Origin of the sequence: Mumia quercus (assembly GCF_025506335.1) — a bacterium.
Classification (GTDB): Bacteria; Actinomycetota; Actinomycetes; order Propionibacteriales; family Nocardioidaceae; genus Mumia; species Mumia quercus.
Map to the genome: position 1 here is coordinate 110,221 of NZ_JANZYO010000002.1, position 23,060 is coordinate 133,280.

Annotated in this window: 22 protein-coding genes; 7 read left to right on the forward strand and 15 right to left on the reverse strand. The window is 71.2% G+C overall.

Translation table 11 applies throughout. The annotated features are described in order from the left end of the window. Window positions 1-109 precede the first annotated feature (109 nt). The 4 genes from infB to rimP all read right to left on the reverse strand — a co-directional run bounded on the left by infB (window position 110) and on the right by rimP (window position 5,064). A complete protein-coding gene (gene infB / locus NYZ95_RS03900; RefSeq protein ID WP_262848891.1) occupies window positions 110-3,052 on the reverse strand; it encodes a translation initiation factor IF-2 in 2,943 nt (980 codons plus the stop codon). A gap of 113 nt (window positions 3,053-3,165) precedes the next feature. Continuing rightward, complete coding sequence (locus NYZ95_RS03905; protein ID WP_308212219.1) at window positions 3,166-3,528, reverse strand: YlxR family protein; 363 nt, start codon at window positions 3,526-3,528, stop codon at window positions 3,166-3,168. Window positions 3,529-3,607: 79 nt separating this feature from the next. Further along, entirely contained in the window at window positions 3,608-4,606 is a 999-nt protein-coding gene (nusA, locus tag NYZ95_RS03910) for a transcription termination factor NusA (protein ID WP_262848894.1), read from the reverse strand. Then, on the reverse strand, window positions 4,606-5,064 hold the full coding sequence (gene rimP / locus NYZ95_RS03915; RefSeq protein WP_262848896.1) for a ribosome maturation factor RimP: 459 nt from the start codon (window positions 5,062-5,064) through the stop codon (window positions 4,606-4,608). Before rimP ends, nusA begins: the two co-directional genes overlap by 1 nt. Window positions 5,065-5,218: 154 nt before the next feature. Between rimP and NYZ95_RS20295 the strand changes: the two genes are divergently transcribed. Genes NYZ95_RS20295 through NYZ95_RS03930 form a run of 3 tightly spaced genes read left to right on the forward strand, consistent with a single transcriptional unit; the run spans window position 5,219 to window position 7,402 of the window. Next, window positions 5,219-5,761 carry a hypothetical protein gene (locus NYZ95_RS20295; RefSeq protein WP_262848898.1) on the forward strand — a complete coding sequence of 181 codons (543 nt, stop codon included), beginning with the start codon at window positions 5,219-5,221 and terminating at the stop codon, window positions 5,759-5,761. Then, window positions 5,758-6,204, forward strand: coding sequence for a ferritin-like domain-containing protein (locus NYZ95_RS20300; protein ID WP_262848899.1), 447 nt, complete (start codon window positions 5,758-5,760; stop codon window positions 6,202-6,204). Before NYZ95_RS20295 ends, NYZ95_RS20300 begins: the two co-directional genes overlap by 4 nt. Window positions 6,205-6,256: 52 nt before the next feature. Next, a complete protein-coding gene (locus tag NYZ95_RS03930) occupies window positions 6,257-7,402 on the forward strand; it encodes a GNAT family N-acetyltransferase (protein WP_262848901.1) in 1,146 nt (381 codons plus the stop codon). A 3-nt stretch (window positions 7,403-7,405) separates the two neighbouring features. Here the strand turns inward: NYZ95_RS03930 and NYZ95_RS03935 are convergent, their stop codons facing one another. The 5 genes from NYZ95_RS03935 to NYZ95_RS03955 all read right to left on the reverse strand — a co-directional run bounded on the left by NYZ95_RS03935 (window position 7,406) and on the right by NYZ95_RS03955 (window position 11,837). After that, complete coding sequence (locus NYZ95_RS03935; RefSeq protein ID WP_262848903.1) at window positions 7,406-9,154, reverse strand: proline--tRNA ligase; 1,749 nt, start codon at window positions 9,152-9,154, stop codon at window positions 7,406-7,408. Window positions 9,155-9,237: 83 nt separating this feature from the next. Then, the gene (locus NYZ95_RS03940) at window positions 9,238-9,765 is read right to left on the reverse strand and encodes a hypothetical protein (RefSeq protein WP_262848905.1); all 528 of its coding nucleotides are present in this window, start codon (window positions 9,763-9,765) and stop codon (window positions 9,238-9,240) included. 35 nt (window positions 9,766-9,800) lie between these two features. After that, a complete protein-coding gene (locus NYZ95_RS03945; protein ID WP_262848907.1) occupies window positions 9,801-10,376 on the reverse strand; it encodes a hypothetical protein in 576 nt (191 codons plus the stop codon). Window positions 10,377-10,422: 46 nt separating this feature from the next. After that, window positions 10,423-10,995, reverse strand: coding sequence for a hypothetical protein (locus NYZ95_RS03950; protein WP_262848909.1), 573 nt, complete (start codon window positions 10,993-10,995; stop codon window positions 10,423-10,425). Continuing rightward, the gene (locus NYZ95_RS03955) at window positions 10,995-11,837 is read right to left on the reverse strand and encodes a GNAT family N-acetyltransferase (protein ID WP_262848911.1); all 843 of its coding nucleotides are present in this window, start codon (window positions 11,835-11,837) and stop codon (window positions 10,995-10,997) included. The genes NYZ95_RS03950 and NYZ95_RS03955 overlap by 1 nt, the downstream gene beginning before the upstream one ends. Before the next feature lie 88 nt (window positions 11,838-11,925). On the opposite strand from NYZ95_RS03955, the gene NYZ95_RS03960 reads away from it, so the two are divergent. Further along, window positions 11,926-12,441 (forward strand): mycothiol transferase, encoded by a 516-nt coding sequence (locus NYZ95_RS03960; protein WP_262848914.1) that lies wholly within the window; start codon window positions 11,926-11,928, stop codon window positions 12,439-12,441. A gap of 13 nt (window positions 12,442-12,454) precedes the next feature. Here NYZ95_RS03960 and ispG read toward each other — a convergent pair whose 3' ends face one another. The 5 genes from ispG to NYZ95_RS03985 are packed head-to-tail and all read right to left on the reverse strand — an operon-like array spanning window position 12,455 to window position 17,980. Continuing rightward, complete coding sequence (ispG, locus tag NYZ95_RS03965; protein WP_262848916.1) at window positions 12,455-13,603, reverse strand: flavodoxin-dependent (E)-4-hydroxy-3-methylbut-2-enyl-diphosphate synthase; 1,149 nt, start codon at window positions 13,601-13,603, stop codon at window positions 12,455-12,457. Between the two features lie 44 nt (window positions 13,604-13,647). Continuing rightward, window positions 13,648-14,949, reverse strand: a complete 1,302-nt coding sequence (locus NYZ95_RS03970) for a M50 family metallopeptidase (RefSeq protein ID WP_262848919.1) — start codon at window positions 14,947-14,949, stop codon at window positions 13,648-13,650. Next, window positions 14,946-16,184 carry a 1-deoxy-D-xylulose-5-phosphate reductoisomerase gene (dxr, locus tag NYZ95_RS03975; RefSeq protein WP_262848920.1) on the reverse strand — a complete coding sequence of 413 codons (1,239 nt, stop codon included), beginning with the start codon at window positions 16,182-16,184 and terminating at the stop codon, window positions 14,946-14,948. Before dxr ends, NYZ95_RS03970 begins: the two co-directional genes overlap by 4 nt. A gap of 51 nt (window positions 16,185-16,235) precedes the next feature. Further along, window positions 16,236-17,036 (reverse strand): ABC transporter permease, encoded by an 801-nt coding sequence (locus tag NYZ95_RS03980; protein WP_262848922.1) that lies wholly within the window; start codon window positions 17,034-17,036, stop codon window positions 16,236-16,238. Continuing rightward, the gene (locus NYZ95_RS03985; protein ID WP_262848924.1) at window positions 17,033-17,980 is read right to left on the reverse strand and encodes an ABC transporter ATP-binding protein; all 948 of its coding nucleotides are present in this window, start codon (window positions 17,978-17,980) and stop codon (window positions 17,033-17,035) included. Before NYZ95_RS03985 ends, NYZ95_RS03980 begins: the two co-directional genes overlap by 4 nt. Before the next feature lie 140 nt (window positions 17,981-18,120). Here NYZ95_RS03985 and NYZ95_RS03990 point away from each other — a divergent pair, with 140 nt between their 5' ends. Further along, a complete protein-coding gene (locus NYZ95_RS03990) occupies window positions 18,121-19,278 on the forward strand; it encodes a sensor histidine kinase (RefSeq protein WP_262848926.1) in 1,158 nt (385 codons plus the stop codon). Next, window positions 19,275-19,919, forward strand: coding sequence for a response regulator transcription factor (locus NYZ95_RS03995; RefSeq protein WP_262848929.1), 645 nt, complete (start codon window positions 19,275-19,277; stop codon window positions 19,917-19,919). Before NYZ95_RS03990 ends, NYZ95_RS03995 begins: the two co-directional genes overlap by 4 nt. Before the next feature lie 116 nt (window positions 19,920-20,035). Here NYZ95_RS03995 and NYZ95_RS04000 read toward each other — a convergent pair whose 3' ends face one another. After that, window positions 20,036-21,478, reverse strand: a complete 1,443-nt coding sequence (locus tag NYZ95_RS04000) for a gamma-aminobutyraldehyde dehydrogenase (protein WP_262848931.1) — start codon at window positions 21,476-21,478, stop codon at window positions 20,036-20,038. A gap of 142 nt (window positions 21,479-21,620) precedes the next feature. On the opposite strand from NYZ95_RS04000, the gene NYZ95_RS04005 reads away from it, so the two are divergent. Further along, entirely contained in the window at window positions 21,621-22,997 is a 1,377-nt protein-coding gene (locus tag NYZ95_RS04005; RefSeq protein WP_262848933.1) for an aspartate aminotransferase family protein, read from the forward strand. Window positions 22,998-23,060 lie beyond the last annotated feature (63 nt).

Sequence of the window (23,060 nt, forward strand, 5' to 3'; positions counted from 1 at the left end):
CGGCCACGTGGTTGACCCGATTGCTACCCACGACTAGCTCCTTGGTAGGTGGAGAGGGGGTGCCGCACGCGTGCGCCACCCCGTCTCACTCAGCGTTGACCGTACGGTCTCAGCTCCGCGGAATCTCCCGCATCTCGAACGTCTCGACGATGTCGCCGATCTTGATGTCGTTGAATCCCCTGAGCGTCAGACCGCACTCGAAGCCCTCGCGGACCTCGGTGACGTCGTCCCTCTCGCGGCGCAGGCTGGCCAGGTCGAGGTTGTCCGCGACGACAGCGCCGTCGCGCAGCAACCGCGCCTTGGAGTTCCGCTTGATCGACCCGGAGGTGACCATGCAGCCTGCGATGTTGCCGATCTTGGAGGAGCGGAAGATCTCGCGGATCTCCGCACGGCCCAGCTGGGCCTCCTCGTACTCCGGCTTGAGCATGCCCTTGAGGGCCGCCTCGATCTCCTCGATCGCCTGGTAGATGACCGAGTAGTAACGGATCTCGACGCCCTCGCGGTCGGCGACCTCGGTGGCCTTGCCCTGCGGTCGGACGTTGAAGCCGATGATGACGGCGTTCGACGCGGCCGCGAGCATGACGTTGGTCTCGGTGATCGCACCGACACCGCGGTCGATGACGCGCAGCGCCACGTCGTCGCCGACGTCGATCTTGCTGAGCGCGTCCTCGAGCGCCTCGACCGAGCCCGAGCCGTCACCCTTGAGGATGAGCAGCAGCTCGTCGGTCTCGCCCTTCTCCATGTGCTGCATGAAGTCCTCGAGCGTCCGGCGACCCGCCCGCTGAGCAAGAGCGGCGTTGCGCTCGCGCGCCTCGCGCTTCTCGGCGATCTGGCGGGCCATCCGGTCGTCGGGGACGACCATGAAGTTGTCACCGGCACCCGGCACGGCCGTGAGGCCGAGCACGAGGACGGGGCGCGACGGGTCGGCCTGGTCGACGTTGTCGCCGTGCTCGTCGAGCATGGCGCGCACACGACCGTGAGCCGGACCCGCGACCATCGAGTCGCCGACCCGCAGCGTGCCGCGCTGGACGAGCACGGTGGCGACCGGGCCGCGTCCACGGTCGAGGTGCGCCTCGATCGCGATGCCCTCCGCCGCCTGGTGCGGGTTGGCCCGCAGGTCGAGGGAGGCGTCTGCCGTCAGCACGATGGACTCGAGGAGACCGTCGATGTTCAGCTGCGACTTGGCCGAGACGTCGACGAACATCGTGTCGCCGCCGTACTCCTCGGGAACGAGGCCGTACTCGGTGAGCTGGCCACGGACCTTCGTCGGGTCGGAGTCGGGCTTGTCGATCTTGTTGACCGCCACCACGATCGGGACGTTGGCCGCCTTCGCGTGGTTGAGCGCCTCGACCGTCTGCGGCATCACGCCGTCGTCGGCCGCGACCACCAGCACCGCGATGTCGGTCGCCTGCGCACCACGGGCACGCATGGCGGTGAACGCCTCGTGACCGGGGGTGTCGATGAAGGTGATGCGACGCTCGGCGCCGTCGACCTCCGTCGCCACCTGGTAGGCACCGATGTGCTGGGTGATGCCACCGGCCTCCTTGTCGACCACGTTGGCCGAACGGATGGCGTCGAGCAGCTTGGTCTTGCCGTGGTCGACGTGACCCATGACGGTGACCACCGGCGGACGCGGTGCGAGGTCTTCCTCGTCACCCTCGTCCGAACCGAACTCGATCTGGAACGACTCGAGCAGCTCGCGGTCCTCGTCCTCGGGCGAGACGACCTGGACGTCGTAGTTGAGCTCCTCACCGAGGATCTGCAGGACCTCGTCGTTGACCGACTGCGTGGCGGTCACCATCTCGCCCAGGGCGAACAGCACCTGGACGAGCGAGGCCGCGTCGACGCCGATCTTCTCGGCGAAGTCGGTCAGCGAAGCGCCGCGCGGCAGACGGATCGTCTGGCCGTCGCCCTTGCGGACGCGCACACCACCGACCGCAGGTGCCTGCATCTGGTCGAACTCTTGACGCTTCGCGCGCTTGCTCTTGCGCCCACGACGCGCGGGACCGCCGGGACGACCGAACGCGCCCTGCGTGCCACCACGGCCGCCGCGACCGGGACCGGGACGGCCACCGCCGCCACCGAAACCGCCGGGACGCGGACCGCCGCCACCGGCACCGCCGCCACCACCGGGACGGCCACCGCCGCCACCAGGACGGCCGGCACCTGCCGGAGCGCCACCGCGACCGCGACCACCACCGGGCCCGCCACGAGCGGGACCGATCGAGCTCTGCTTCGGCATCATCGCCGGGTTGGGACGCGGCATGCCCGGGCGAGGCGCCGGGGCACCGCCCTCACGCGAGGCCGGCGGACGGGGCGGCATGCCCGGACGGGGCGCGGGCGCGCCTCCTTCACGAGGCGCAGCCTCGCGGGGACCGCCGCCTTCGCCGCGACCGGGGCGCTGCATGCCCTGGGTCGACGAGAACGGGTTGTTGCCCGGACGCGGCCCACCACCAGGACGGCCGCTGCCCGCACCACCCGGACGCGGGCCGGGACGGCCTGCGCCGCCGGGGCGCGGGGTCGGCGCACCCGGACGGGGAGCGTCGGAACGCGCGGCCGGTGCCTCGGGACGGGGCGCCGGACGCGGTGCAGGACGGGGACCCGAAGGCTTCGGGACCGGGGCACCGGGACGCGGGGCCTGCGGCGCCTGCGGGGTCGCAGGTGCCTCGGGCGCTGCGGCCGCGGGCTCCTCCACCGGAGCCGGCGCAGGGGTCGGCTCGGGCGCCGGCGCCGCCTTCGGCGGAGCCGGCTTCTTGCGCGGACCCGGCACGGGGGCACCCGTCGCCGGGGAGGCCGCTGCCGCACCCTCAGCGGGCGCAGCGTCGGCGGGAGCGGCGGGCTTGGGCGCCGCCGCAGGCTTCTTGGAAGACTTCTTCGCGCCCTGGGCGCGGAACTGGTCGCCGTACTTCTCGGTCAGCCGGCGGATGACCGGCGCCTCGATCGTCGACGACGCGGAACGAACGTACTCGCCCATGTCGTTCAGCGCCGACAGCACGTCCTTGCTGGTGACGCCGAACTCCTTGGCGAGTTCGTGGACTCGGACCTTTGCCACTGCTCTCCTCTTCAGGGGCGGTCCGAGCCCGGAAGGGCGCAGACCGCTAGTTGATGTGCATGCTCATCGAACGGAAATCATCGACTGCTCATGAGCGTGTGCTCCACTTCTGTCTACGCACCGCCTGTTGGCGGTGCCGGCTGCGTCTGCCTGGTTGATCCCCGGACGTAGGCGTCGAGCGGTCCGATGTCCACAGGCCCCTCCAGGCGGAGGGCCCTCGCGAACGCCTTGCGCTGCGTCGCTCGTTCGAGGCACGCGACGTCGAGGTGCAGGTGCGCCCCACGTCCCGGTGCCGCGCCACGGAGATCAGGAGAGACGAAGATGATCGCCTCGCCGCGTATCGCCACGACTCGAACCAGATCGGATTTGTCGACTCGCTCCCGACAACCGATGCACGTACGGACGGGCCGCACACGTACCGGAGCCCCCGAAGCCTCGTCGTGCGACGTGCCACCGGGCGGAGTCGAGTGATTCACCGTCTGTCAGTCTAGCGGGTCGGTCCTGGCGCTGTCGCCCACCCTGCTCGGCGCAGTGCCGGGCCGGCGGGGCGACAGCTCACGCGCCTGCGGAGTCCGGCGCGGCCTCGGTGTCGGGGCGGATGTCGATCCGCCAGCCCGTCAGACGTGCGGCGAGGCGGGCGTTCTGCCCCTCCTTGCCGATCGCCAGCGACAGCTGGAAGTCGGGAACGACCACTCGCGCGGCCTTCGCGTCGGCGTCGACCACCGTGACCGAGGTCACCTGAGCCGGGGAGAGCGCGTGCGCGATGTACTCGGTCGGCTCGTCGGAGTAGTCGACGATGTCGATCTTCTCGCCGTGCAGCTCCGACATCACGTTGCGGACCCGCTGGCCCATCGGCCCGATCGACGCGCCCTTGGCGTTCACACCCGCAGCGGTCGAGCGGACGGCGATCTTGGTCCGGTGGCCGGCCTCCCGGGCGATCCCGGAGATCTCGACCGTTCCGTCCTCGATCTCGGGGACCTCGAGCGCGAACAGCTTCTTGACCAGGTTGGGGTGCGTCCGCGAGACCTGGACCTGTGGGCCGCGCGGGCCACGGCGCACGCTGGTCACGAGGGCCTTGATCCGCTCGCCGTGCTCGTACGACTCCCCCGGCACCCGCTCGGCGACCGGCAGGAGCGCCTCGACGCGGCCGAGGTCGACGAGCACGTCGCCCGGCTCGCGACCCTGCTGGATGACGCCGGAGACGATGTCGCCCTCGCGTGCGGAGAACTCGCCGAAGCGCTGCTCGTCCTCGGCGTCGCGCAGTCGCTGCAGGATGATCTGCTTGGCCGTCGTCGCCGCGATGCGGCCGAAGTCGCTGGGCGTGTCCTCGAACTCCTCGGTGAGCGTGTAGCCCTCCTCGGTCTCGACGCGGTCACGCGCCCACACGACGACGTGCCCGGACTTGCGGTCGAGCTCGACGCGGGCATTGCTGCGGGCACCCGGCGTGCGGTGGTACGCGACCAGGAGCGCCTGCTCGATCGCCGTCACCACGACGTCGAGCGGCAGGTCCTTCTCGTGCTCCAGGGTGCGCAGCACCGCCATGTCGATGTCCATCAGACGTCCTTCCGCTTCAGCTCGGGCTCGATCTTGGCCTTCTTGACGTCCCCGTACGCGACGTTCCGCTCCCCAGTCTCGGTGCGGACCACGGCCCCCGCATCGTCGGCGGAGACCAGCCGACCCTCGAAGGCCCCGCCCTCGGACAGCGTGACTTTCACCCACCGGTCGACGTTGCGCACCCAGTGGCGGGCAAGGGTCAGGGGCCGGCTCGTCCCCCGCGTCGAGACCTCGAGGGTGTACGGCGCCGGGCCGAGGTCGTTCGTGTCGTCGAGCGCCGAGGAGACGGCGCGCGTGACCTCGGCGACGTCGTCGAGGGTCGGAGCGGTCTCGGCGTCGACGACGACGCGGAGCACTCGTCCACCGGTGAGCTCGACGGCGTCGAGGTCCATGCCGTGAGAGGTGACGACCTCGTCCAGCGCCTGCCGGAGGGTGTCGGGGACCGGTGTCGTTGCCATGGCACGCCTCCGTGTTCTGTTGTGCCGCGCGCAGGTGTGCGCACGGGACCTGCTGTAGAGCCACCTCAAGTCTAGGGCGTCGCCAAGAACGTCACGCGGCGGCCGACCCGGTCGCCCGGGACCCGGTGCAGGTGGCCTCCGATAACGTGCAGAGGTGACCAGTCTCGGTGCGGCACCCTCTCGCGGGGTCGGCCGCCGTGTCCTCCTGCTCGGGTCCGGTGCGGCGACGTTGGCGGCCGTGACCGGCTGCTCGTGGCTCGACCGTACGCCCGAGGAGCCCGACCCCGAGGTCCACCCGGACCGCGAACGCCTCGTCACCGCCCGCGACGACCAGGAGACGCTCCTCGCCGCCGTGCGCGCGACGGCGTCGGCGCACGCCGCCCTCGCCGCGACGCTCGACGCGATGGCCGCTCGCAGCGAGGAGCGGCTGGCCGCGCTCGACAAGGCCGTCGGCGACACGTCGACGGCAGCCGAACCGGCTTCCCCGGGCGCGACCGCCGCCACTCCCCCGGCGGTTCCCGCTCGACCGGCCCAGGCGGTGAACGCCCTCCTCACGCAGACCCGCGCGGCCGAGACGGCCCGGAGCGAGGCGTGCCGCGACGCCACCGACGGCGGGGTCGCCCGCCTGCTCGGTGCGCTCGCGGCCGGATACGCCCAGGACGTCGTCGTCCTGCGACGCCAGCGAGGTGCCGCGTGAGACGCCACAGCGACCACGGCGACGAGGTCGAGACCGACCCGACCGACGCCTGGCAGAACGCCCTGGCCGGCGAGCACGCCGCCGTCTACGCGTACGCGCTCCTCGCGGGTCGCCTGCCAGCCGGCTCGGCCGTGCAGCGGCAGGCCGCCAACGCCTTCGTGCTGCATCGCAAGCGCCGCGACGAGCTGATGGCGCGGCTCGTCCGCGACGGCCAGACCCCGGTCGAGCCCGACCCTGCGTACGAGATTGGAACGATCGACGGCACCGCGGACGCACGCCGGCTCGCCCAGTCGATCGAGGCCGGCCTCTGCCGCAGCTGGTTGGCGGTCGTCGGAGTCACGTCCGGCGACGACCGTGCGTACGCCGCGGCCGCGCTCACGGAGTCGGCGACGTCGCTGCTGGCGTGGGGTGGTCGCCCGAGCGCGCTGCCGGGGACCACCTGACCGACGGACCACCGACCGCACGCCGGCGCCTCGGTGTGACAAGGTGCGGTCCATGACCTTCCCGACCGCCGCCTTCCCGGCCGACGTGCCGGAGCTGGGCGACGGTGACGTCCGGCTGCGCGCCCACTGCGAGACCGACCTGCCGGCCCTCGTCGAGCAGTGCCTGGACCCCGAGACGCTGGCGTGGACGACGATCCCCGCCGGGTACGGCGAGGAGGAGGGCCGGAGCTTCCTGTCCGTGCTCGTCCCGCAGGGATGGCGCACCGGGGCCGAGCGGACGTTCGCCGTGGAGGCGACCCGTCCGGACGGCACCCGCGGCTATGCCGGCTCGGTCGCCCTGCGCGACAAGGGCGACGGGCGCGCCGCGGTCGGGTTCGTCAGCCATCCTGCCCTCCGCGGCCGAGGCGTCATGTCGACGGCACTCGGCCTGCTGCTCGACCACGCCTTCGACGACCTCGGGCTCGAGACCGTGATCTGGTGGGCGATGAGAGGCAACTGGGCCTCGCGCAAGGTGGCCTGGCGCTGCGGCTTCACCTTCGGCGGGACGGTGCGCCGCTGGCTGGCCGAGCACGGCGACTACCAGGACGCGTGGGTCGCCACGGTTCACCGCGACGACCCTCGGCAGCCCCGGGGCCCGTGGTGGTCGCTGCCACGGCTGGAGGCCGAGCGCGTCACCGTACGCCCGCTCGTCGCCGCCGACGACCCGCGGATCGTCGAGGCGGCCAACGACCCGACGCTGCAGCGCTGGATGCCGTCCTTCCCCGCCCCGTACACCGCCCAGCACGCCACCGAGTTCCGCGCGCTCGTCGACGACGCCGCCGCGGCCGGCGCCGCCTTCTCGTGGGCGATCGCCGACGCGAAGACCGACCTGCTGCTGGGCGCCGTCGCCGTCCCGCGCCGCACCGACACCAGCGCGGAGATCGGCTACTGGCTCCACCCCGAGGCGCGGGGGCACGGGTACGTCCGAGACGCGGTAGATGCTGTGGTCGCGCACGTCTTCGCCCCGCGCGACCACGGCGGGATCGGCGCGCTGCGCGCGTACGTGCGGGTCGACGAGCTCAACCGCGACTCGCTCGCGGTCGCCTACGCGTGCGGGTTCGAGATGGCCGGCACCGAGCGGGCCGGCCTGGTCCGGCGTGACGGCACGTTCGCCGACATGCTGGTCCTCGAGCGCGTCAACCCGCTGATCGACTTCTGAGCCTCAGCGGGCCGTCAGCCGCTCCACGACCATGTCGAGCGGGACGTTCTCCCGTACGCCGGTCTTGCGGTCCTTGACCTCGACGACGCCCTCGGCGAGGCCGCGGCCGACCACCACGATCGTCGGGACGCCGATCAGCTCGGCGTCCTTGAACTTCACGCCGGGCGACACCTTCGGACGGTCGTCGTACAGCACCTCGACGCCCGCAGCCTCGAGCTCCTCGGCGAGCGACGCCGCGGCGTCGAAGACCGCGGCGTCCTTGCCGGTCGCGACGAGGTGCACGTCGTACGGGGCGACCTCGGCAGGCCAGACGATGCCGGCCTCGTCGTGGCTGTTCTCGATGATCGCCGCGACCGCGCGCGAGACACCGATGCCGTACGAGCCCATGGTGACCGTGACGAGCTTGCCGTTCTCGTCGAGGACCTGGAGGCCCAGCGCGTCGGCGTACTTGCGCCCGAGCTGGAAGATGTGTCCCATCTCGATGCCGCGGGCGAGCTCCAGCGGACCGGAGCCGTCCGGCGCCGGGTCCCCGGGACGCACCTCGGCGGCCTCGATCGTGCCGTCGGGGGTGAAGTCGCGACCGCAGACCAGGTCGAAGACGTGCTTTCCGGGCTCGTTGGCACCGGTCAGCCACGCGGTCCCGCGCGCGACCCGCGGGTCGACCAGGTAACGGATGCCGGAGTCGGACTCGGTGCCGAGCGCCTGGGGACCGATGTAGCCGCGGACGAGCGCGGGGTGCTTGGCGAAGTCGGCGTCCTCGAAGGCGTCGATCTCCCCCGGGGCGACCTGCGCCTCGAGGCGCTTGAGGTCGACCTCGCGGTCGCCGGGCAGGCCGACCACGAGGACCTCGCGCGAGCCGTCGGGCTGACGGACCCACAGCACGACGTTCTTGAGCGTGTCGGCAGCCGTCCAGGGACGGTCCTCGCGCGGGTAGCGCGCGTTGGCGAGGTCGACGAGCGTCTCGATCGTCGGGGTGTCAGGGGTGTCCTCGACGTGCGCGGCGGGCAGCGCGGCGATCTCCTCGTCGCTGAGCGGCTCGGGCGCGACGGTGCTCACGGCCTCGACGTTGGCGGCGTACCCGCCGGGCGAGCGGACGTAGGTGTCCTCGCCGTTGGTCGCGGTCGCGAGGAACTCCTCGCTCGCCGACCCGCCCATGGCACCCGACACGGCCTGCACGATGACGTAGTCGAGGCCGAGGCGCTCGAAGATCCGGATGTAGGCCTCGCGGTGAGCCTCGTACGCGCGCTTCAGGCCGTCGTCGTCGATGTCGAAGGAGTACGAGTCCTTCATGACGAACTCGCGGCCGCGGAGCAGGCCGGCGCGGGGACGCGACTCGTCGCGGTACTTCGTCTGGATCTGGTAGATCGAGAGGGGGAGGTCCTTGTAGGACGAGCAGAGGTCCTTGACGAGAAGGGTGAACATCTCCTCGTGGGTCGGACCGAGCAGCATCTCGACGTCACGCCGGTCCTTCAGGCGGAACAGGTTGTCGCCGTACTCCGCCCAGCGGCCGCTCGCCTCGTACGGCTCCTTCGGCAGGAGCGCAGGGAACGACACCTCCTGGGCGCCCATCCGGTCCATCTCCTCGCGGACGATGCCCTCGATCTTGCGGAGGACGCGCAGACCCAGCGGCAGCCAGGAATAGATACCGGGCGCCGCGCGGCGGACGTAGCCCGCGCGGACGAGCAGCCGGTGCGACGGGACCTCCGCGTCCGCCGGGTCCTCGCGCAGCGTACGGAGGAAGAGACGAGACATGCGGGTGACCACGGGCGTACTCCTGTTTCGGTGAGAGGTGCGGTGCCCAGCCTAGCGACCGGGCACCGCACGGGTCCTGCGCCTCAGCGGTAGCGCACCCAGGGCGGCTGCTTAGGCGCGACCAGGGACGGGTAGCCGTCCGCGTAGGTGTCGGGGCCAGGCTCCGGCGAGCTGACACCGTCGTTCGCGCGCGAGACCAGGGAGATGCTGACCCGCACCGCCTTGCGGTTACGGTCGAGGCAGCGCTGCGGCACGCGCACGGTGATCGCGCGCGCACCGAAGCGGATGCGGTCGCCTCGGCACCGCACCACAGACTCCGCCTGAAAGCTGACCAGCGACAACGACGACCAGGGTCCGTCGGGGTAGCGCGACTTGGTGGAGATGTACATCGGCCGTGCGCGCCTCTTCGTCACGATCGTGACGTTGACCCCCTCCAGCGCGGACTTCTTGAGGTCGGGGACCGTGATGCGGACGACGAGGGCACGCTTCTTGTTGGCGACCTTGACCTTGGTCATGTCGACCGCGGCGGTCGCGTCGCCCCGGGCGTCCGAGAACGTGCGGGTCTGCGCCGCTGCCGGGGAGGCGGCGGCGCCGACGACGAGCGCCGTCACCGCAGCTCCGAGCGCAAGCGTACGGAGCGAGCGCCTCAGCGGTAGGAGACCCACGGCGACATCCGGTCGGACGTGAGGCTCGGGTAGGCGTCCATCGGCGCGTCGGGGCCCGGCTTCAGCTCCTCGTCGAACAGACCCTCCTCGTCACGCCCCATGACGGCGGCAGCGACACGGACCGCCTTCTTGTTGGCGCCGAGGCACCGCTGCGGGATGCGGACGGTGATCGACTTCTTGTGGAAGCTCACACGGTCGCCCTTGCAAGCGGTGTCGAAGTCTTCGGCAGACTCGTCGAAGAACATCAGCGGCATCCAGCCGGACCCCTCGAGGCGCAGCTTCATCGCGGCGTAGTCGGGGCGGCCCTTGGCCTTGGTCCGGACGGCGACGAGGACGCCGCCAACCTTGGACTTCCGAAGGCCGGGCACCGACACGCGCACGACGACGGCCGACTTCTTGTTGGTGACCTTGACCTTGGTGATGTCGAGAGCCGACTGCGCGTCACCGCGCTTGTCGGTGAAGCTGCGCGTCTTCGCCGCCGCCGGCGAGGCGGTGGCGGTGAGGACGAGGGCAGCGGCCGCGCCGGCGGCGGCGAGGGTCCGGACGGGACGGATCATGGGTGCTCCTGCGTTGAAGGTGGCCGAAGCGTAACCCAGCCCGGAGTCACCGATAGGCGACCCAGCGCGTCATCGTCACGCCGCCCACCTTCGGCACGCCGTCGACCGGCAGCGTCGGACCCGGCGTCGGGTCGAGCAGCACCTCGTCGGGCACGTCTCCGCGAAGGTACGCACGGGTGAACACCGCGACCTGGACGCGTACGGCAGCACGGTTGCCGTCGAGGCAGCGCTGCGGCACCGAGACGACCACCCGTCGCGGCTTGACCCGCATCCGCAGGCCCTTGCACCGCCGGCGCTCGTCGTCGAGACGCTGCCACGTCTTCACCCATCCCGAGCCGCGCCGCACCTTGGACGCCGCGTACTCGGGGCGCCCCGCGACCTTGCGGCCGACGAAGACCGTGACCCCGCCCAGGCGTCGGCGCTCCAGACGCGGGATGCGCAGCGTCACCGTGACCCGGTGCTCGGCGTTGCGCACGCGCAGAGAGGAGATGTCCAGCGCGGGCATCGCGTCGCCGCGGCGGTCGCGCACGTCCCGCACGGCACCGTACGCCGGGCTGAGGAGTCCGAGCGCGAGCAGGAGCGCGGTCCCCAGCGTCAGGCCGACGCGTACGGCGCGCATCAGAACAGCACCGACGCGAAGGTCGCGGTCTGGACGAACCCGACCCGCTCGTACACCCGGCGAGCAGGGAGGTTGTAGTCGTTCACGTACAGCGACACGACCGGCGCGACCTCGCGGCGCGCCCGCTCGACCACCGCAGCCATCCCTGCGGTGCCCAGCCCTCTGCCGCGGTGCTCCGGCGAGACGTAGACGCCCTGGACCTGGCAGGCCCGCGCGGTCGCCGAGCCGACCTCGGCCTTGAAGAGCACCTCGCCGTCCTCGATGATCGCGTACGCCCAGCCGCGGCTGACCAGCTGCGTGACCCGTGCGCGGTAGCTGTTGCGACCGGGGAGCTCTGGGCTCTCCCCCACCTCTTCGGTGAACATCGCGACGGCGGCGGGATAGAGGATGTCGATCTCGTCGAGGAGGACCGGGCGCAGGGCCGGGTGGGGCCGCACCGCCGGTGGCGCGGCGATCTCCAGGAACGGCTGGTCGAGACGCAGCGAGCGCGCCGGACCCCACTCGGGCGCGAGGTTGTCCCACAGCCGGACGACGGCGTCACGGGGTCCCACGATCGACGACGACAGGCGTCCGAGGCTCTCGGCGCGGTAGGCGAACGCGTCGATCGCCCGATCGGTCGCCTCGACGGGGACCAGGTTGGCGCCGACGTGGCAGGCGGAGACCAGAGCCCCGTCCTCGAAGTAGCCCCAGACCTCTCCGCCGAGCCATCGGGCCTGCAGCCGTGTCGTGGCCGCGCGGTGGTCGACGAAGAGGTTGACCACCGGATCCCGGTCGATGAGCTGCTGGAGGAGCGGGAGGTCCGGCTCGTGGAGCACACGGACGCCTGTGGTGGTGCTGAGCATGCACCCTCCTCCCGCCGGTCCGTGTGGTGAGCCTATCTGGCCTCGCGTCGACGGACCATGGCCCCAGGAGCGTCGTAGGCTCCGTGCCATGACGACCGGACCCCTCGGCGAGCCGCCCATGACGCTGCGCGACCCCCGGGAGATCGTCGCCGGCCAGCTCGACCACTACCGCGACGCGCTCCTCCGCAAGCTCGACGCCCTGGACGACGACGACCGCGCACGTACGCGTGTCCCCAGCGGATGGACGCCGCTGGGGCTGCTCAAGCACCTCACGTACGTCGAGCGCCGCTGGCTCCAGTGGGGCTTCCGGGCCGAGCCGGTGCCGGACCCGTGGGGCGACCTCCGTCCCGGGACCGACGAGTGGGCGGTCGCCGACGACGAGTCGTACGAGGTCCTGCGACGGCGCTTCGAGGAGCAGGCCGACCGCTCGCGTGCGATCACCACGTCGGCGTCCTTGGACGACGTCGCCGCTCTCGGCGGACGCTTCGACGCCGACCCGCCGAACCTCGCGTGGATCCTCCTGCACCTCGTGCAGGAGTACGCGCGGCACGTCGGCCACCTCGACATCGTCGTGGAGCTGGCCAGCGGGGACGTCGGCGAGTAGACCCTTCGAGGGACTAGGAGATCGCGACCTCGGGCGACGCGCCCTCGACCGGCTCCATCTCCTCGGCGATCCGCATCGCCTCCTCGATGAGCGTCTCCACGATCTTCGACTCCGGCACGGTCTTGATGACCTCGCCCTTGACGAAGATCTGGCCCTTGCCGTTGCCGGACGCGACACCGAGGTCGGCCTCGCGGGCCTCGCCGGGCCCGTTGACGACGCAGCCCATGACGGCGACGCGCAGCGGCACCTCCATGCCCTCGAGCCCGGCGGTGACCTCCTCGGCGAGCGTGTAGACGTCGACCTGCGCGCGGCCGCACGACGGGCACGAGACGATCTCGAGCTTGCGCGGGCGGAGGTTGAGCGACTGCAGGATCTGGATGCCGACCTTGACCTCCTCGACCGGGGGCGCCGACAGCGAGACGCGGATCGTGTCGCCGATCCCCTGGCTCAGCAGCGCGCCGAAGGCGGTCGCGGACTTGATGGTGCCCTGGAACGCCGGGCCCGCCTCGGTGACGCCGAGGTGCAGCGGCCAGTCACCCTTCTCGGCGAGCAGCTCGTAGGCCCGGACCATCACGACCGGGTCGTTGTGCTTGACCGAGATCTTGAAGTCGTGGAAGTCGTGCTCCTCGAACAGCGACGCCTCCCAGACGGCGGACTCGACGAGCGCCTCCGCGGTCGGCTTGCCGTACTTCTCGAGCAGCCGCTTGTCGAGCGAGCCTGCGTTGACCCCGATGCGGATCGACGTCCCGTGGTCCTTCGCGGCCTGCGCGATCTCCTTGACCTGGTCGTCGAACTTGCGGATGTTGCCGGGGTTGACGCGGACGGCGGCGCAGCCGGCCTCGATCGCGGCGAAGACGTACTTGGGCTGGAAGTGGATGTCGGCGATCACCGGGATCTGCGACTTGCGGGCGATGTCGGGCAGCGCCTCGGCGTCGTCCTGGCTCGGGCACGCGACGCGGACGATGTCGCAGCCGGCGGCGGTGAGCTCGGCGATCTGCTGGAGCGTCGCGTTGACGTCGACCGTCGGAGTCGTGGTCATGGACTGCACCGAGATCGGTGCGTCTCCCCCGACCTCGACCTTGCCGACCTTGATCTTGCGGCTGGGTCGACGGGGCCGGAGCACCGGCGGCGGGGCGGCCGGCATTCCCAGGTTGACGTCCATGCGGTTCCAGGTCTCCTTGGTACGGGGTCAGGGTGAGGCAGCGGTCAGGTCAGGCGGATCGGGTTGACGATGTCGACGTAGACGAGGATGACACCCATCACGAGCAGCACGGCACCCACGGCGTACGCGACCGGCAACATCTTGGCGACGTCCACCGGGCCCGGGATCGGGCGGCGACGCAGGCGGGCGATCGCGTTGCGCAGACCCTCCCACAGGGCGCCCGCGATGTGTCCGCCGTCGAGCGGCAGCAGCGGGACGAGGTTGAAGATGCCGATGAACAGGTTGATGCTCGCGAGCAGCAGCGCGACGAAGTGGACGCGGTCGGTCCAGGTGGTGCCCTCCGCCGACGTGACCTCGCCGGCGACGCGGCTCGCTCCCACGGGGCTCATCGGGGTGTCGTCGCCGCGCTCGGCGCCGAAGGCCGCCTTGGTGACCTCGACCATCTTCTCCGGCAGGGATCCGATCGCCTTGACGGTGCTGACCGTCATGTCGCCCATCGTCGTGACGACGAAGCCGAGGTCCTCGCGCTGGTAGACCGGCGTCGGCGAGACGCCCAGGAACCCGACGTCCTCGACCTTGTCGGGGTCGTCCAGCGACGTCCGGGTCTGCACCGACGTGTTGACGGTGACCGTACGCGCGGCGCCGTCGCGCTCGAAGCCGATGGTCGCCGGCGCGTCGCCGTTGGCGCGGATCGCGCGCGAGAGCTGGTCCCACGTCGTGATCGCGGTGCCGTTGAACGAGGTGATCTCGTCACCGACCTGGAGCCCGGCCTGCTTGGCCGGGGCGACGGGGTCGGAGGCCGTGCACGTGCGGCCGGCCTCGGTCGACGGGATCGCGCAGTCCGACACGGCCGAGACGGTGGTGTTGACGGTGCTCGCGCCGATCGACAGGAACACGGCGGCGAACAGCACGAACGCGATCACCAGGTTGACGGCCGGGCCGCCGACCATGACGATCGCCTTCTTCCACCACGGCAGGCGGTAGAAGAGGCGCGGCTCGTCCTCCGGGGTCACGTTCTCGTACTCCGCCGAGCGGGCGTCGGAGATGAGCTGCGTGAACATCCCGGTGTTCGACTGGCGCACCTGGCCGGGGTCGTCGCCGGGGTGCGGCGGAAGCATGCCGACGATCTTGACGAAGCCGCCGAGCGGGATCGCCTTGACGCCGTACTCGGTCTCGCCCTTGCGGGTCGACCAGAGGGTGCGACCGAAGCCGACGAAGTACTGCGTGACCTTGGCGCCGAACAGCTTGGCCGGCACCATGTGCCCGACCTCGTGGAGCGCGATCGAGACGGCCAGGCCCACGACCACGACGACGACACCGAGGGTGTAGAGCAGCACCTCCGTCATCGGCGCTCCTTCGCGGCACTCTGGTGGCCCTCGATCAGCTCGTGGGCCCTCGTACGGGCAGTCGTGTCGGCCGCGAGGACGTCGTCGACGGTCAGCGGCTCCTTCTCCGAGAGTACGCGCGCGCCGGTGAGGTGTTCCTCGAGAACGGCGCCGACGGTGTCCACGATCGCGAGGAACGGAAGCTCGCCGGCGAGGAACGAGGCGACGCACACCTCGTTGGCGGCGTTGTAGACCGCAGGGGCGGTGCCGCCGGCAGCGCCCGCTCGGCGCGCGAGGCGTACGGCCGGGAACGCGTCGTCGTCCAGCGGTGCGAAGTCCCACTGAGACGCCGTCGCCCAGTCGCAGCCGGGGCCTGCGTCGGGGACCCGGTCGGGCCACCCCATGCCGAGGGCGATCGGGATCAGCATCGAGGGAGGCGAGGCCTGGGCGATCGTCGAGCCGTCGATGAACTCGACCATCGAGTGGATCATCTGCTGCGGGTGGACCACGACGTCGACGCGGTCCATCGGCACGTCGAAGAGCAGGTGCGCCTCGATGACCTCGAGGCCCTTGTTGACGAGCGTCGCCGAGTTGATCGTGATGACCGGGCCCATCGCGAAGTTGGGGTGCGCGAGCGCCTGGTCGGGCGTGACGTCGGCGAGCTGGTCACGCGTCCGGCCGCGGAAGGGGCCGCCGCTGGCGGTGAGCACGAGGCGGCGCACCTCGGCGGTGGTGCCGCTGCGCAGCGCTTGGGCGATCGCGGAGTGCTCGGAGTCGACGGGGACGATCTGACCCGGTCTTGCGAGGGCGGTGACGACGGGTCCGCCGATGATCAGCGACTCCTTGTTGGCCAGCGCCAGGGTGGTGCCGGCCTTCAGGGCCGCGATCGTCGGACCGAGGCCGACGGCACCGGTGATGCCGTTGAGGACGACGTCGCACGGCGTCGCGGCGAGCTCGGTGGCGGCCTGCGGGCCGGCGAGGATGCGCGGGAGGCGGTACTGGCCCTCGGCGTAGCCACGACGCTGCGCCTCCGCGTACAGCGCGAGCTGGACGTCCTGGGCCGCGGTCGCCTGCGCGACAGCGACGACCTCGACCTCGTGGGCGATCGCCTGCTGCGCGAGGAGCACCGGGTCGCTGCCGCCGGCCGCGATGCCGGTGACCCGGAAACGGTCGGGGTTGGCGGCGACGATCTCGAGGGCCTGGGTCCCGATGGAACCGGTCGAACCGAGGACGACGACGTCGCGGGTCTGCACCATGGAAACAAGTCTCCCAGGTGCTCCCGCGACGTCGTCGCAGGGACGGAGCGACTACTTGATCTCGCTGCGCAGGACGCGCATCCAGCCCAGCACGAACGGGATCAGCAGCCAGATCGTGCCGGAGACGGCGAGGTGGGCCCACTCCTCCCCGCTCGGGCCGCCACGCTGGAACAGCGGGGTCTGGGCCGCGGAGAAGTCGATCCACGGCCACACGTCACCGAACCACCCGATGAAGGCCACGGCGACGCCGAAGATCGTGGGGAGGACGAACGCCCACGCGAAGTAGACGACGATCGCGGCCGGCGAGCTCAGCAGGAGCATGCCGAACGTGATGCCCATGAGAAGCGCCAGCGCCTGGCCGGCGTAGAACCCGACGAGCTGGCTGGCGTCGATGCTCCAGCTGGTCTCCCCCGAGCCGAGCGCACCCATCAGCGCCGTGCCGACCGCGGCGGCGACGAGAGCGGCGATGACGGCGAACAGCGCGGTGATGAGGCCGGTGACGACCTTCGCCGCCAGGACGCGGCCGCGGTTCGGCTCGAGCGTGAACGTCACCAGCGCCGTGCGCTGCGACCACTCGCTCGTGACGGAGAGGACACCGAGGACCGGCAGCAGCACGCCCATCGGGATGTTCATGCCCGTGAGGAAGTCGGTGAAGCCGAGGTTGACGTCCTCGGCGAGGCCCACCCACAGCATCACGACCATCACGAGGAGGCTGATGGCGGCGATGGTGCCGAGCAGCCACTTCCCGGCTCGGGTGTCGGCGAGCTTGCGCAGCTCGACGCCCACCAGGCGCGTGAACGGGACGCGGGGACGGTCGAGGTCGATGCCGACCTCGGGGGCGACGGCGGTCATGCCTGGCCTCCTTGGGGAGCGGTCGGGCCGAAGCCCGGGGCGGGTGCAGGCGCAAGCGCCTCGCGCTGGTCGCCAGCGGTGAGCTGGAGGAACAGGTCCTCGAGCCCTGCCCGGTCTCCGGGGCGCAGCTCGAGCAGCGCGACTCCGGCGGCAGCGGCCGCCTTGCCGACGTCGGCGGGATCGGCGTCCGTGGTGAAGCCGTCGGCCGTCGCCGGCGTCACGTGGATGCCAGCGACCGACAGCGCGCGGGCCAGCGCGTCCGGCTCCAGCGCCCGTACGAAGGTGCCGGCGCCGGCCAGCAGCTCCTCCTTCTGCCCCTGGGCGACGATGCGCCCGTTGCCGATGACGATGATCTCGTCGGCGATGACCTCGATCTCGTGGAGGAGGTGCGACGAGAGCAGGACCGTGCCGCCACGGTCGGCGTAGTGGCGCAGCAGCTGGCGCATCCAGTGGATGCCCGCCGGGTCGAGACCGTTCGCCGGCTCGTCGAGGATGAGCACCTTCGGGTCGGCCAGCAGGGACTGCGCGATCCCCAGCCGCTGACGCATGCCGAGGGAGTAGTTGCCGACCCGGCGCTTCGCCTCCTTGGGAGAGAGCCCCACGAGCTCGAGCATCTCGTCGACGCGCTTCTTGGGGAGCCCCATCGTCTGCGCGGCGATCGTGAGCACCTCACGACCGGCGCGTCCGTTGTGCTGGGCCGAGGCGTCGAGCAGCACGCCGATCTGCGCCCCGGGGTTGGGGATCTCGGTGTAGCGGTGGCCGCCGATGGTCGCCTGGCCGGCGGTCGGGTGCGTCAGGCCGGCGAGCATCCGCAGCGTCGTCGACTTCCCGGCGCCGTTCGGGCCGAGGAAGCCGGTGACGGTGCCCGGGCGGCACACGAAGGTGATGTCGTCGACCGCGAGATGGTCGCCGTACCTCTTCGAGAGGTTCTGGACTTCGATCATGCCCCTAGCATCACCCCTCGACGGTTCTGCGGACATCGGCCCATGGGTGGGAATGTCCTAGCCGAAAGTAGGGGGCGCGACCTCGATCCTCGACCTTCGGCCGGTTCGGGGCCCGTCGGCGCTCACCTACCCTGGTGTGCGTGGACGAGGTCGACCCCGCGGCGTACCAGCCGCCCCTGCGCTGGTGGAGCCAGGCGTGGCGCCTAGGTCTGGCAGTCGTCCTCGGGGCGATCGTGTGGTTCCCCGTGGCCCAGTGGCAGGCCGACCACGCTCCGTGGTGGTTCTGGCTCGACCTGCTCGGGGGTGCGGTCGCCCTGGCAGCGGTGACGCAGCGTCGCCGCTACCCCGTGGGGGTCGCCGTGCTCGTGACCGTCATCGCGGCAGGGTCGATGTCGGCCGCCGGCTCCGCGCTGCTCGCGGTCGCCTCGCTGGCGACCCGACGCCGCCTCCGCGAGATCGTGCCGGTCGGCGTCCTCGTGGTCGTCCAGACCGTGGTCATCGTGCTCATCGACCCCTCGATCGGGGACGAGCGCGCGTTCGTCATGGCGATGGGGCTGATGGGGGTCGCCGTCGTCTTCGCCATCGGCATGTACGTCGGGTCGCGCCGCGAGCTGCTCTACACGCTGCGCGAGCGGGCCCGCGTCGCCGAGGCGGAGCAGGTGAGCCGCGTCGCCCAGGCCCGCATCGCCGAGCGGGCCCGGATCGCCCGGGAGATGCACGACGTCCTGGCCCACCGCATCTCCATGGTCGCGATGCACGCAGGCGCGCTCGCGTACCGGACCGACCTGCCCCCGGCCGAGATCCGCGACGCCTCGGAGGTGATCCGCGACCACGCCCACCTCGCGTTGACCGACCTGCGGGAGGTGCTGGGCATCCTGCGCGGCGACGACGCCGACGGCGACCGTCCCCAGCCGTCGTGGAGCGACCTTCCCGACCTCGTGAACGGTGCGCGGTCGGCCGGGATGCGGGTCCACCTCGACGACGAGGTCACGGCGCTCGGCCCGCCCGACCGGTTGGGCCGCACGGCGTACCGGGTCGTCCAGGAGGCTCTTACCAACGCCCACAAGCACGCCCCGGACACCGCCGTGACAGCCACGCTGCGCGGAGCGCCCGACGACGGCGTCGTCGTCGAGGTCCGCAACCCGCTGCGCGTCGGGTCGACGTACGCACCGCTCCCCACCTCCGGGCTCGGCCTCGTCGGGCTCGCCGAGCGCGCCGACCTCGTGGGCGGGACGCTCACCCACCGGATCACCGGTGACGAGTTCGTGCTGACGCTCGCACTACCGTGGCCGACATGATCCGCGTTGCCCTCGTCGACGACGACGCCCTCGTACGCGCCGGTCTGCGGCTGATCCTCGGCGGCGCCGACGACATCGCGGTGGTCACCGAGGCCGGTGACGGAGCCGCCGCGCTCGCCGCGCTGCGCGCGACGCCGGTCGACGTCGTCCTCATGGACATCCGGATGCCGCGCATGGACGGCCTCTCGGCGACCGCGGAGCTCCAGCGCACCCCCGCTCCCCCGTACGTCATCGTGCTGACGACGTTCGACGCCGACGACTACGTGCTGCGGGCGCTGCGGCACGGGGCGAGCGGGTTCCTCCTGAAGGACACCCCTCCCGAGATGCTGGTCGACGCCGTGCGCAAGGTCGCCGACGGCGAGCCGATGCTGTCGCCGAGCGTGACCGAGCAGCTGATCCGCCGCGTGCGCGACACCGGCGGCGGGGACGACGACGCCGAGGCACGGCTGAAGGTGCTGAGCGACCGCGAGCGTGAGGTTGCGGTGGCAGTGGGCCACGGGCTCTCGAACGCCGAGATCGCCGCCGACCTCCACATGAGCGTCGCGACCGTGAAGGCGCACGTCTCGCGGATCCTCACCAAGCTCGACGCCGCGAACCGCGTGCAGGTCGCGATCGCGGTCCACGACGCCGGCCTGGTCTGAGTCCGTCCCCCACTTTCCGTTGGGCCCACCGACGATGCCACGCCCCACCGCAAGGTTGCGGTGGGGCGTGAACGTTGCGTGGGGACCAACGGAGAGGGCGCGGGGCGTCCCGGGGGTCAGGCCTCGATGTTGCTCATCACGTGCTTGACGCGCGTGTAGTCCTCGAGCCCGTACATCGAGAGGTCTTTGCCGTAGCCGGAGTGCTTGAACCCGCCGTGCGGCATCTCGGCGACCAGCGGGATGTGGGTGTTGATCCACACGCACCCGAAGTCGAGCCGGCGGGCCATCCGCATCGCACGGCCGTGGTCCTTCGTCCACACCGACGACGCGAGGCCGTACTGGACGCCGTTGGCCCAGCGCACCGCCTCGTCCTCGTCGGAGAACTGCTGCACGGTGATGACGGGGCCGAAGATCTCGTTCTGGATCGCGTCGTCGCTCTGCTTGAGGTCCGCGAGCACGGTCGGCTCGAAGTAGTAGCCGTTCGCCAGGTCGCCGCCCGGGCGCGAGCCACCTGCGGCCACCTTCGCGTGGTCCGGGAGACGGTCGACGAACCCCGACACCCGCGCGAGCTGGTCGGCGTTGTTGAGCGCCCCGTACATCGCGTCCTCGTCGTCCGGCAGACCGGTCTTGAGGCCCTTCGCCTGCTCGGCGATCGCGTCGACGAAGTCGCCGTACACCCGCGGCGAGGCCAGCACCCGCGTCGCAGCGGTGCAGTCCTGTCCGGCGTTGAAGTAGCCGGCCTCCGCGATGGCCGCAGACGCCGCCTCGATGTCGGCGTCGTCGAACACGACCACCGGCGCCTTGCCGCCCAGCTCGAGGTGGACCCGCTTGACGTCGTCGGCCGCCGAGCGGGCGACCTCCATGCCGGCGCGGACCGACCCGGTGATGGCGACCATCGCCGGCGTCGGGTGCGAGACGAGCGCGCGGCCGGTGTCACGGTCGCCGCAGACGACGTTGAGCACGCCCGGCGGCAGGATGTCGGCGGCGATCTCGGCGAGGAGCGCGGTGGACGCGGGCGTCGTGTCGCTCGGCTTGATCACGATCGTGTTGCCGGCCGCCAGCGCGGGGGCGACCTTCCAGATGCCCATGAGCAGCGGGTAGTTCCACGGGGTCACCTGCGCGACGACACCGATCGGCTCGCGGCGGATCATCGAGGTGTGGCCGGCCATGTACTCCCCCGCCGCGCGGCCCTCGAGCACGCGTGCGGCGCCGGCGAAGAAGGTCAGCGCGTCGTCGACCATCGGCATCTCCTCGCTGACCGTGAGGCCGCGCGGCTTGCCGGTGTTCTTCACCTCCGCGTCGACGATGTCGTCGAGACGGTCGGCGATCGCCTGGTTGAGCTTGATCAGCGCGGCCTGGCGCTCACGCGGGGTCGTGTCGCGCCAGCCGTTGTCGAAGGCGTCCTGCGCCGCCTTCATCGCCACGTCGACGTCCGCCTCGCGCGACAGCGGCGCGGTCGCGTACGCCTGTCCGGTCGTCGGATCGATCACGTCGTACGTGGCGCCGTCCTGCGACGGCGACTTCTTGCCGTTGACGAAGTTCGCGATGGTCTCGGTCATGACCACAATCTGGCACAGACGCCGGAGCGTGACAATGGATTGAATAGCCAATCAGCGCCGACGCTGCGGATTTCGTATGTGTAACCCCTCTACACGACCGAAAACCTTTGCCTAGGAGCGACTTTTGGGCGATACTCGGTCCATGAGCGAATCGTGGGACGACGCGCACCTCCAGCGCGCCGCAAAGGACCACCTCTGGATGCACTTCACGCGCCACAGCACGTACGACAGCTCGGACGTGCCGGTGATCGCGAAGGGGGAGGGTGCATATCTCTACGACACCGCGGGCAAGCGCTACCTCGACGGACTGGCGGGACTCTTCGTCGTCCAGGTCGGTCACGGCCGTGAGGAGCTCGCCGAGGCCGCAGCCAAGCAGGCCCGCGAGCTGGCGTTCATGCCGCTGTGGTCGTACGCGCACCCGCCGGCCGTGCAGCTGGCCGAGCGCGTCGCCTCGTACGCGCCCGGCGACCTCAACCGCGTCTTCTTCACCACCGGTGGCGGCGAGGCCGTGGAGTCCGCCTGGAAGCTGGCCAAGCAGTACTTCAAGCTGACCGGCAAGCCGACCAAGCACAAGGTCATCAGCCGCAACATCGCGTACCACGGCACCCCGCAGGGGGCGCTTTCGATCACCGGCATCCCGGACATGAAGGCGCCGTTCGAGCCGCTCGTGCCGAGCACCTTCCGCGTCCCGAACACCAACATCTACCGCGCGCCCGAGCACGGCGACGACCCCGAGGCCTTCGGCCGCTGGGCCGCCGACCGCATCGCCGAGGCGATCGAGTTCGAGGGCCCCGACACCGTCGCGGCCGTCTTCCTCGAGCCGGTGCAGAACGCTGGCGGCTGCTTCCCGCCGCCGCCCGGATACTTCCAGCGGGTCCGCGAGATCTGCGACGAGTACGACGTGCTGCTGGTCTCCGACGAGGTCATCTGCGCGTTCGGCCGTCTCGGTGAGATGTTCGGCGCGGTGCGCTACGGCTACCAGCCCGACATCATCACGTGCGCCAAGGGCCTCACCTCGGGCTACTCCCCGCTCGGCGCGATGATCGCCTCGGACCGCCTGATGGAGCCGTTCCTCAAGGGTCACGAGTCGTTCCTGCACGGCTACACCTTCGGCGGGCACCCGGTCTCGACCGCCGTCGCGATGGCCAACCTCGATATCTTCGAGCGCGAGGGCATCAACGAGAACGTGCGCGCCAACGAGGACGGCTTCCGCTCGACGCTCGAGAAGCTGCTCGACCTCGACATCGTCGGCGACGTCCGCGGTGACGGGTACTTCTACGGCATCGAGCTCGTCAAGGACAAGGCGACCAAGGAGACGTTCAACGAGGAGGAGTCCGAGCGGCTGCTCCGTGGCTTCCTCTCCAAGGCGCTGTACGACGCGGGCCTCTACTGCCGCGCCGACGACCGTGGCGACCCGGTCGTCCAGCTCGCTCCCCCGCTGATCTGCGACCAGGAGCACTTCGACGAGATGGAGAGCATCCTCCGCTCGGTGATCACCGAGGGCCAGAACCTGCTCTGACCGTACGTCCCTCGAGAGCCGCCGTCCGCCGTACCCCGCGGGCGGCGGTTTCTCGTTCCCCGC

Coding starts and splice junctions, on each gene's coding strand:
- nusA (WP_262848894.1), bottom strand. CDS start 4,606: ATGGACATCGACATGGCGGTGCTGCGCACCCTGGAGCACGAGAAGGAC.
- rimP (WP_262848896.1), bottom strand. CDS start 5,064: ATGGCAACGACACCGGTCCCCGACACCCTCCGGCAGGCGCTGGACGAG.
- NYZ95_RS03930 (WP_262848901.1), top strand. CDS start 6,257: ATGACCTTCCCGACCGCCGCCTTCCCGGCCGACGTGCCGGAGCTGGGC.
- NYZ95_RS03935 (WP_262848903.1), bottom strand. CDS start 9,154: ATGTCTCGTCTCTTCCTCCGTACGCTGCGCGAGGACCCGGCGGACGCG.
- NYZ95_RS03945 (WP_262848907.1), bottom strand. CDS start 10,376: ATGATCCGTCCCGTCCGGACCCTCGCCGCCGCCGGCGCGGCCGCTGCC.
- NYZ95_RS03950 (WP_262848909.1), bottom strand. CDS start 10,995: ATGCGCGCCGTACGCGTCGGCCTGACGCTGGGGACCGCGCTCCTGCTC.
- NYZ95_RS03955 (WP_262848911.1), bottom strand. CDS start 11,837: ATGCTCAGCACCACCACAGGCGTCCGTGTGCTCCACGAGCCGGACCTC.
- NYZ95_RS03960 (WP_262848914.1), top strand. CDS start 11,926: ATGACGACCGGACCCCTCGGCGAGCCGCCCATGACGCTGCGCGACCCC.
- ispG (WP_262848916.1), bottom strand. CDS start 13,603: ATGGACGTCAACCTGGGAATGCCGGCCGCCCCGCCGCCGGTGCTCCGG.
- NYZ95_RS03970 (WP_262848919.1), bottom strand. CDS start 14,949: ATGACGGAGGTGCTGCTCTACACCCTCGGTGTCGTCGTCGTGGTCGTG.
- dxr (WP_262848920.1), bottom strand. CDS start 16,184: ATGGTGCAGACCCGCGACGTCGTCGTCCTCGGTTCGACCGGTTCCATC.
- NYZ95_RS03980 (WP_262848922.1), bottom strand. CDS start 17,036: ATGACCGCCGTCGCCCCCGAGGTCGGCATCGACCTCGACCGTCCCCGC.
- NYZ95_RS03985 (WP_262848924.1), bottom strand. CDS start 17,980: ATGATCGAAGTCCAGAACCTCTCGAAGAGGTACGGCGACCATCTCGCG.
- NYZ95_RS03995 (WP_262848929.1), top strand. CDS start 19,275: ATGATCCGCGTTGCCCTCGTCGACGACGACGCCCTCGTACGCGCCGGT.
- NYZ95_RS04000 (WP_262848931.1), bottom strand. CDS start 21,478: ATGACCGAGACCATCGCGAACTTCGTCAACGGCAAGAAGTCGCCGTCG.
- NYZ95_RS04005 (WP_262848933.1), top strand. CDS start 21,621: ATGAGCGAATCGTGGGACGACGCGCACCTCCAGCGCGCCGCAAAGGAC.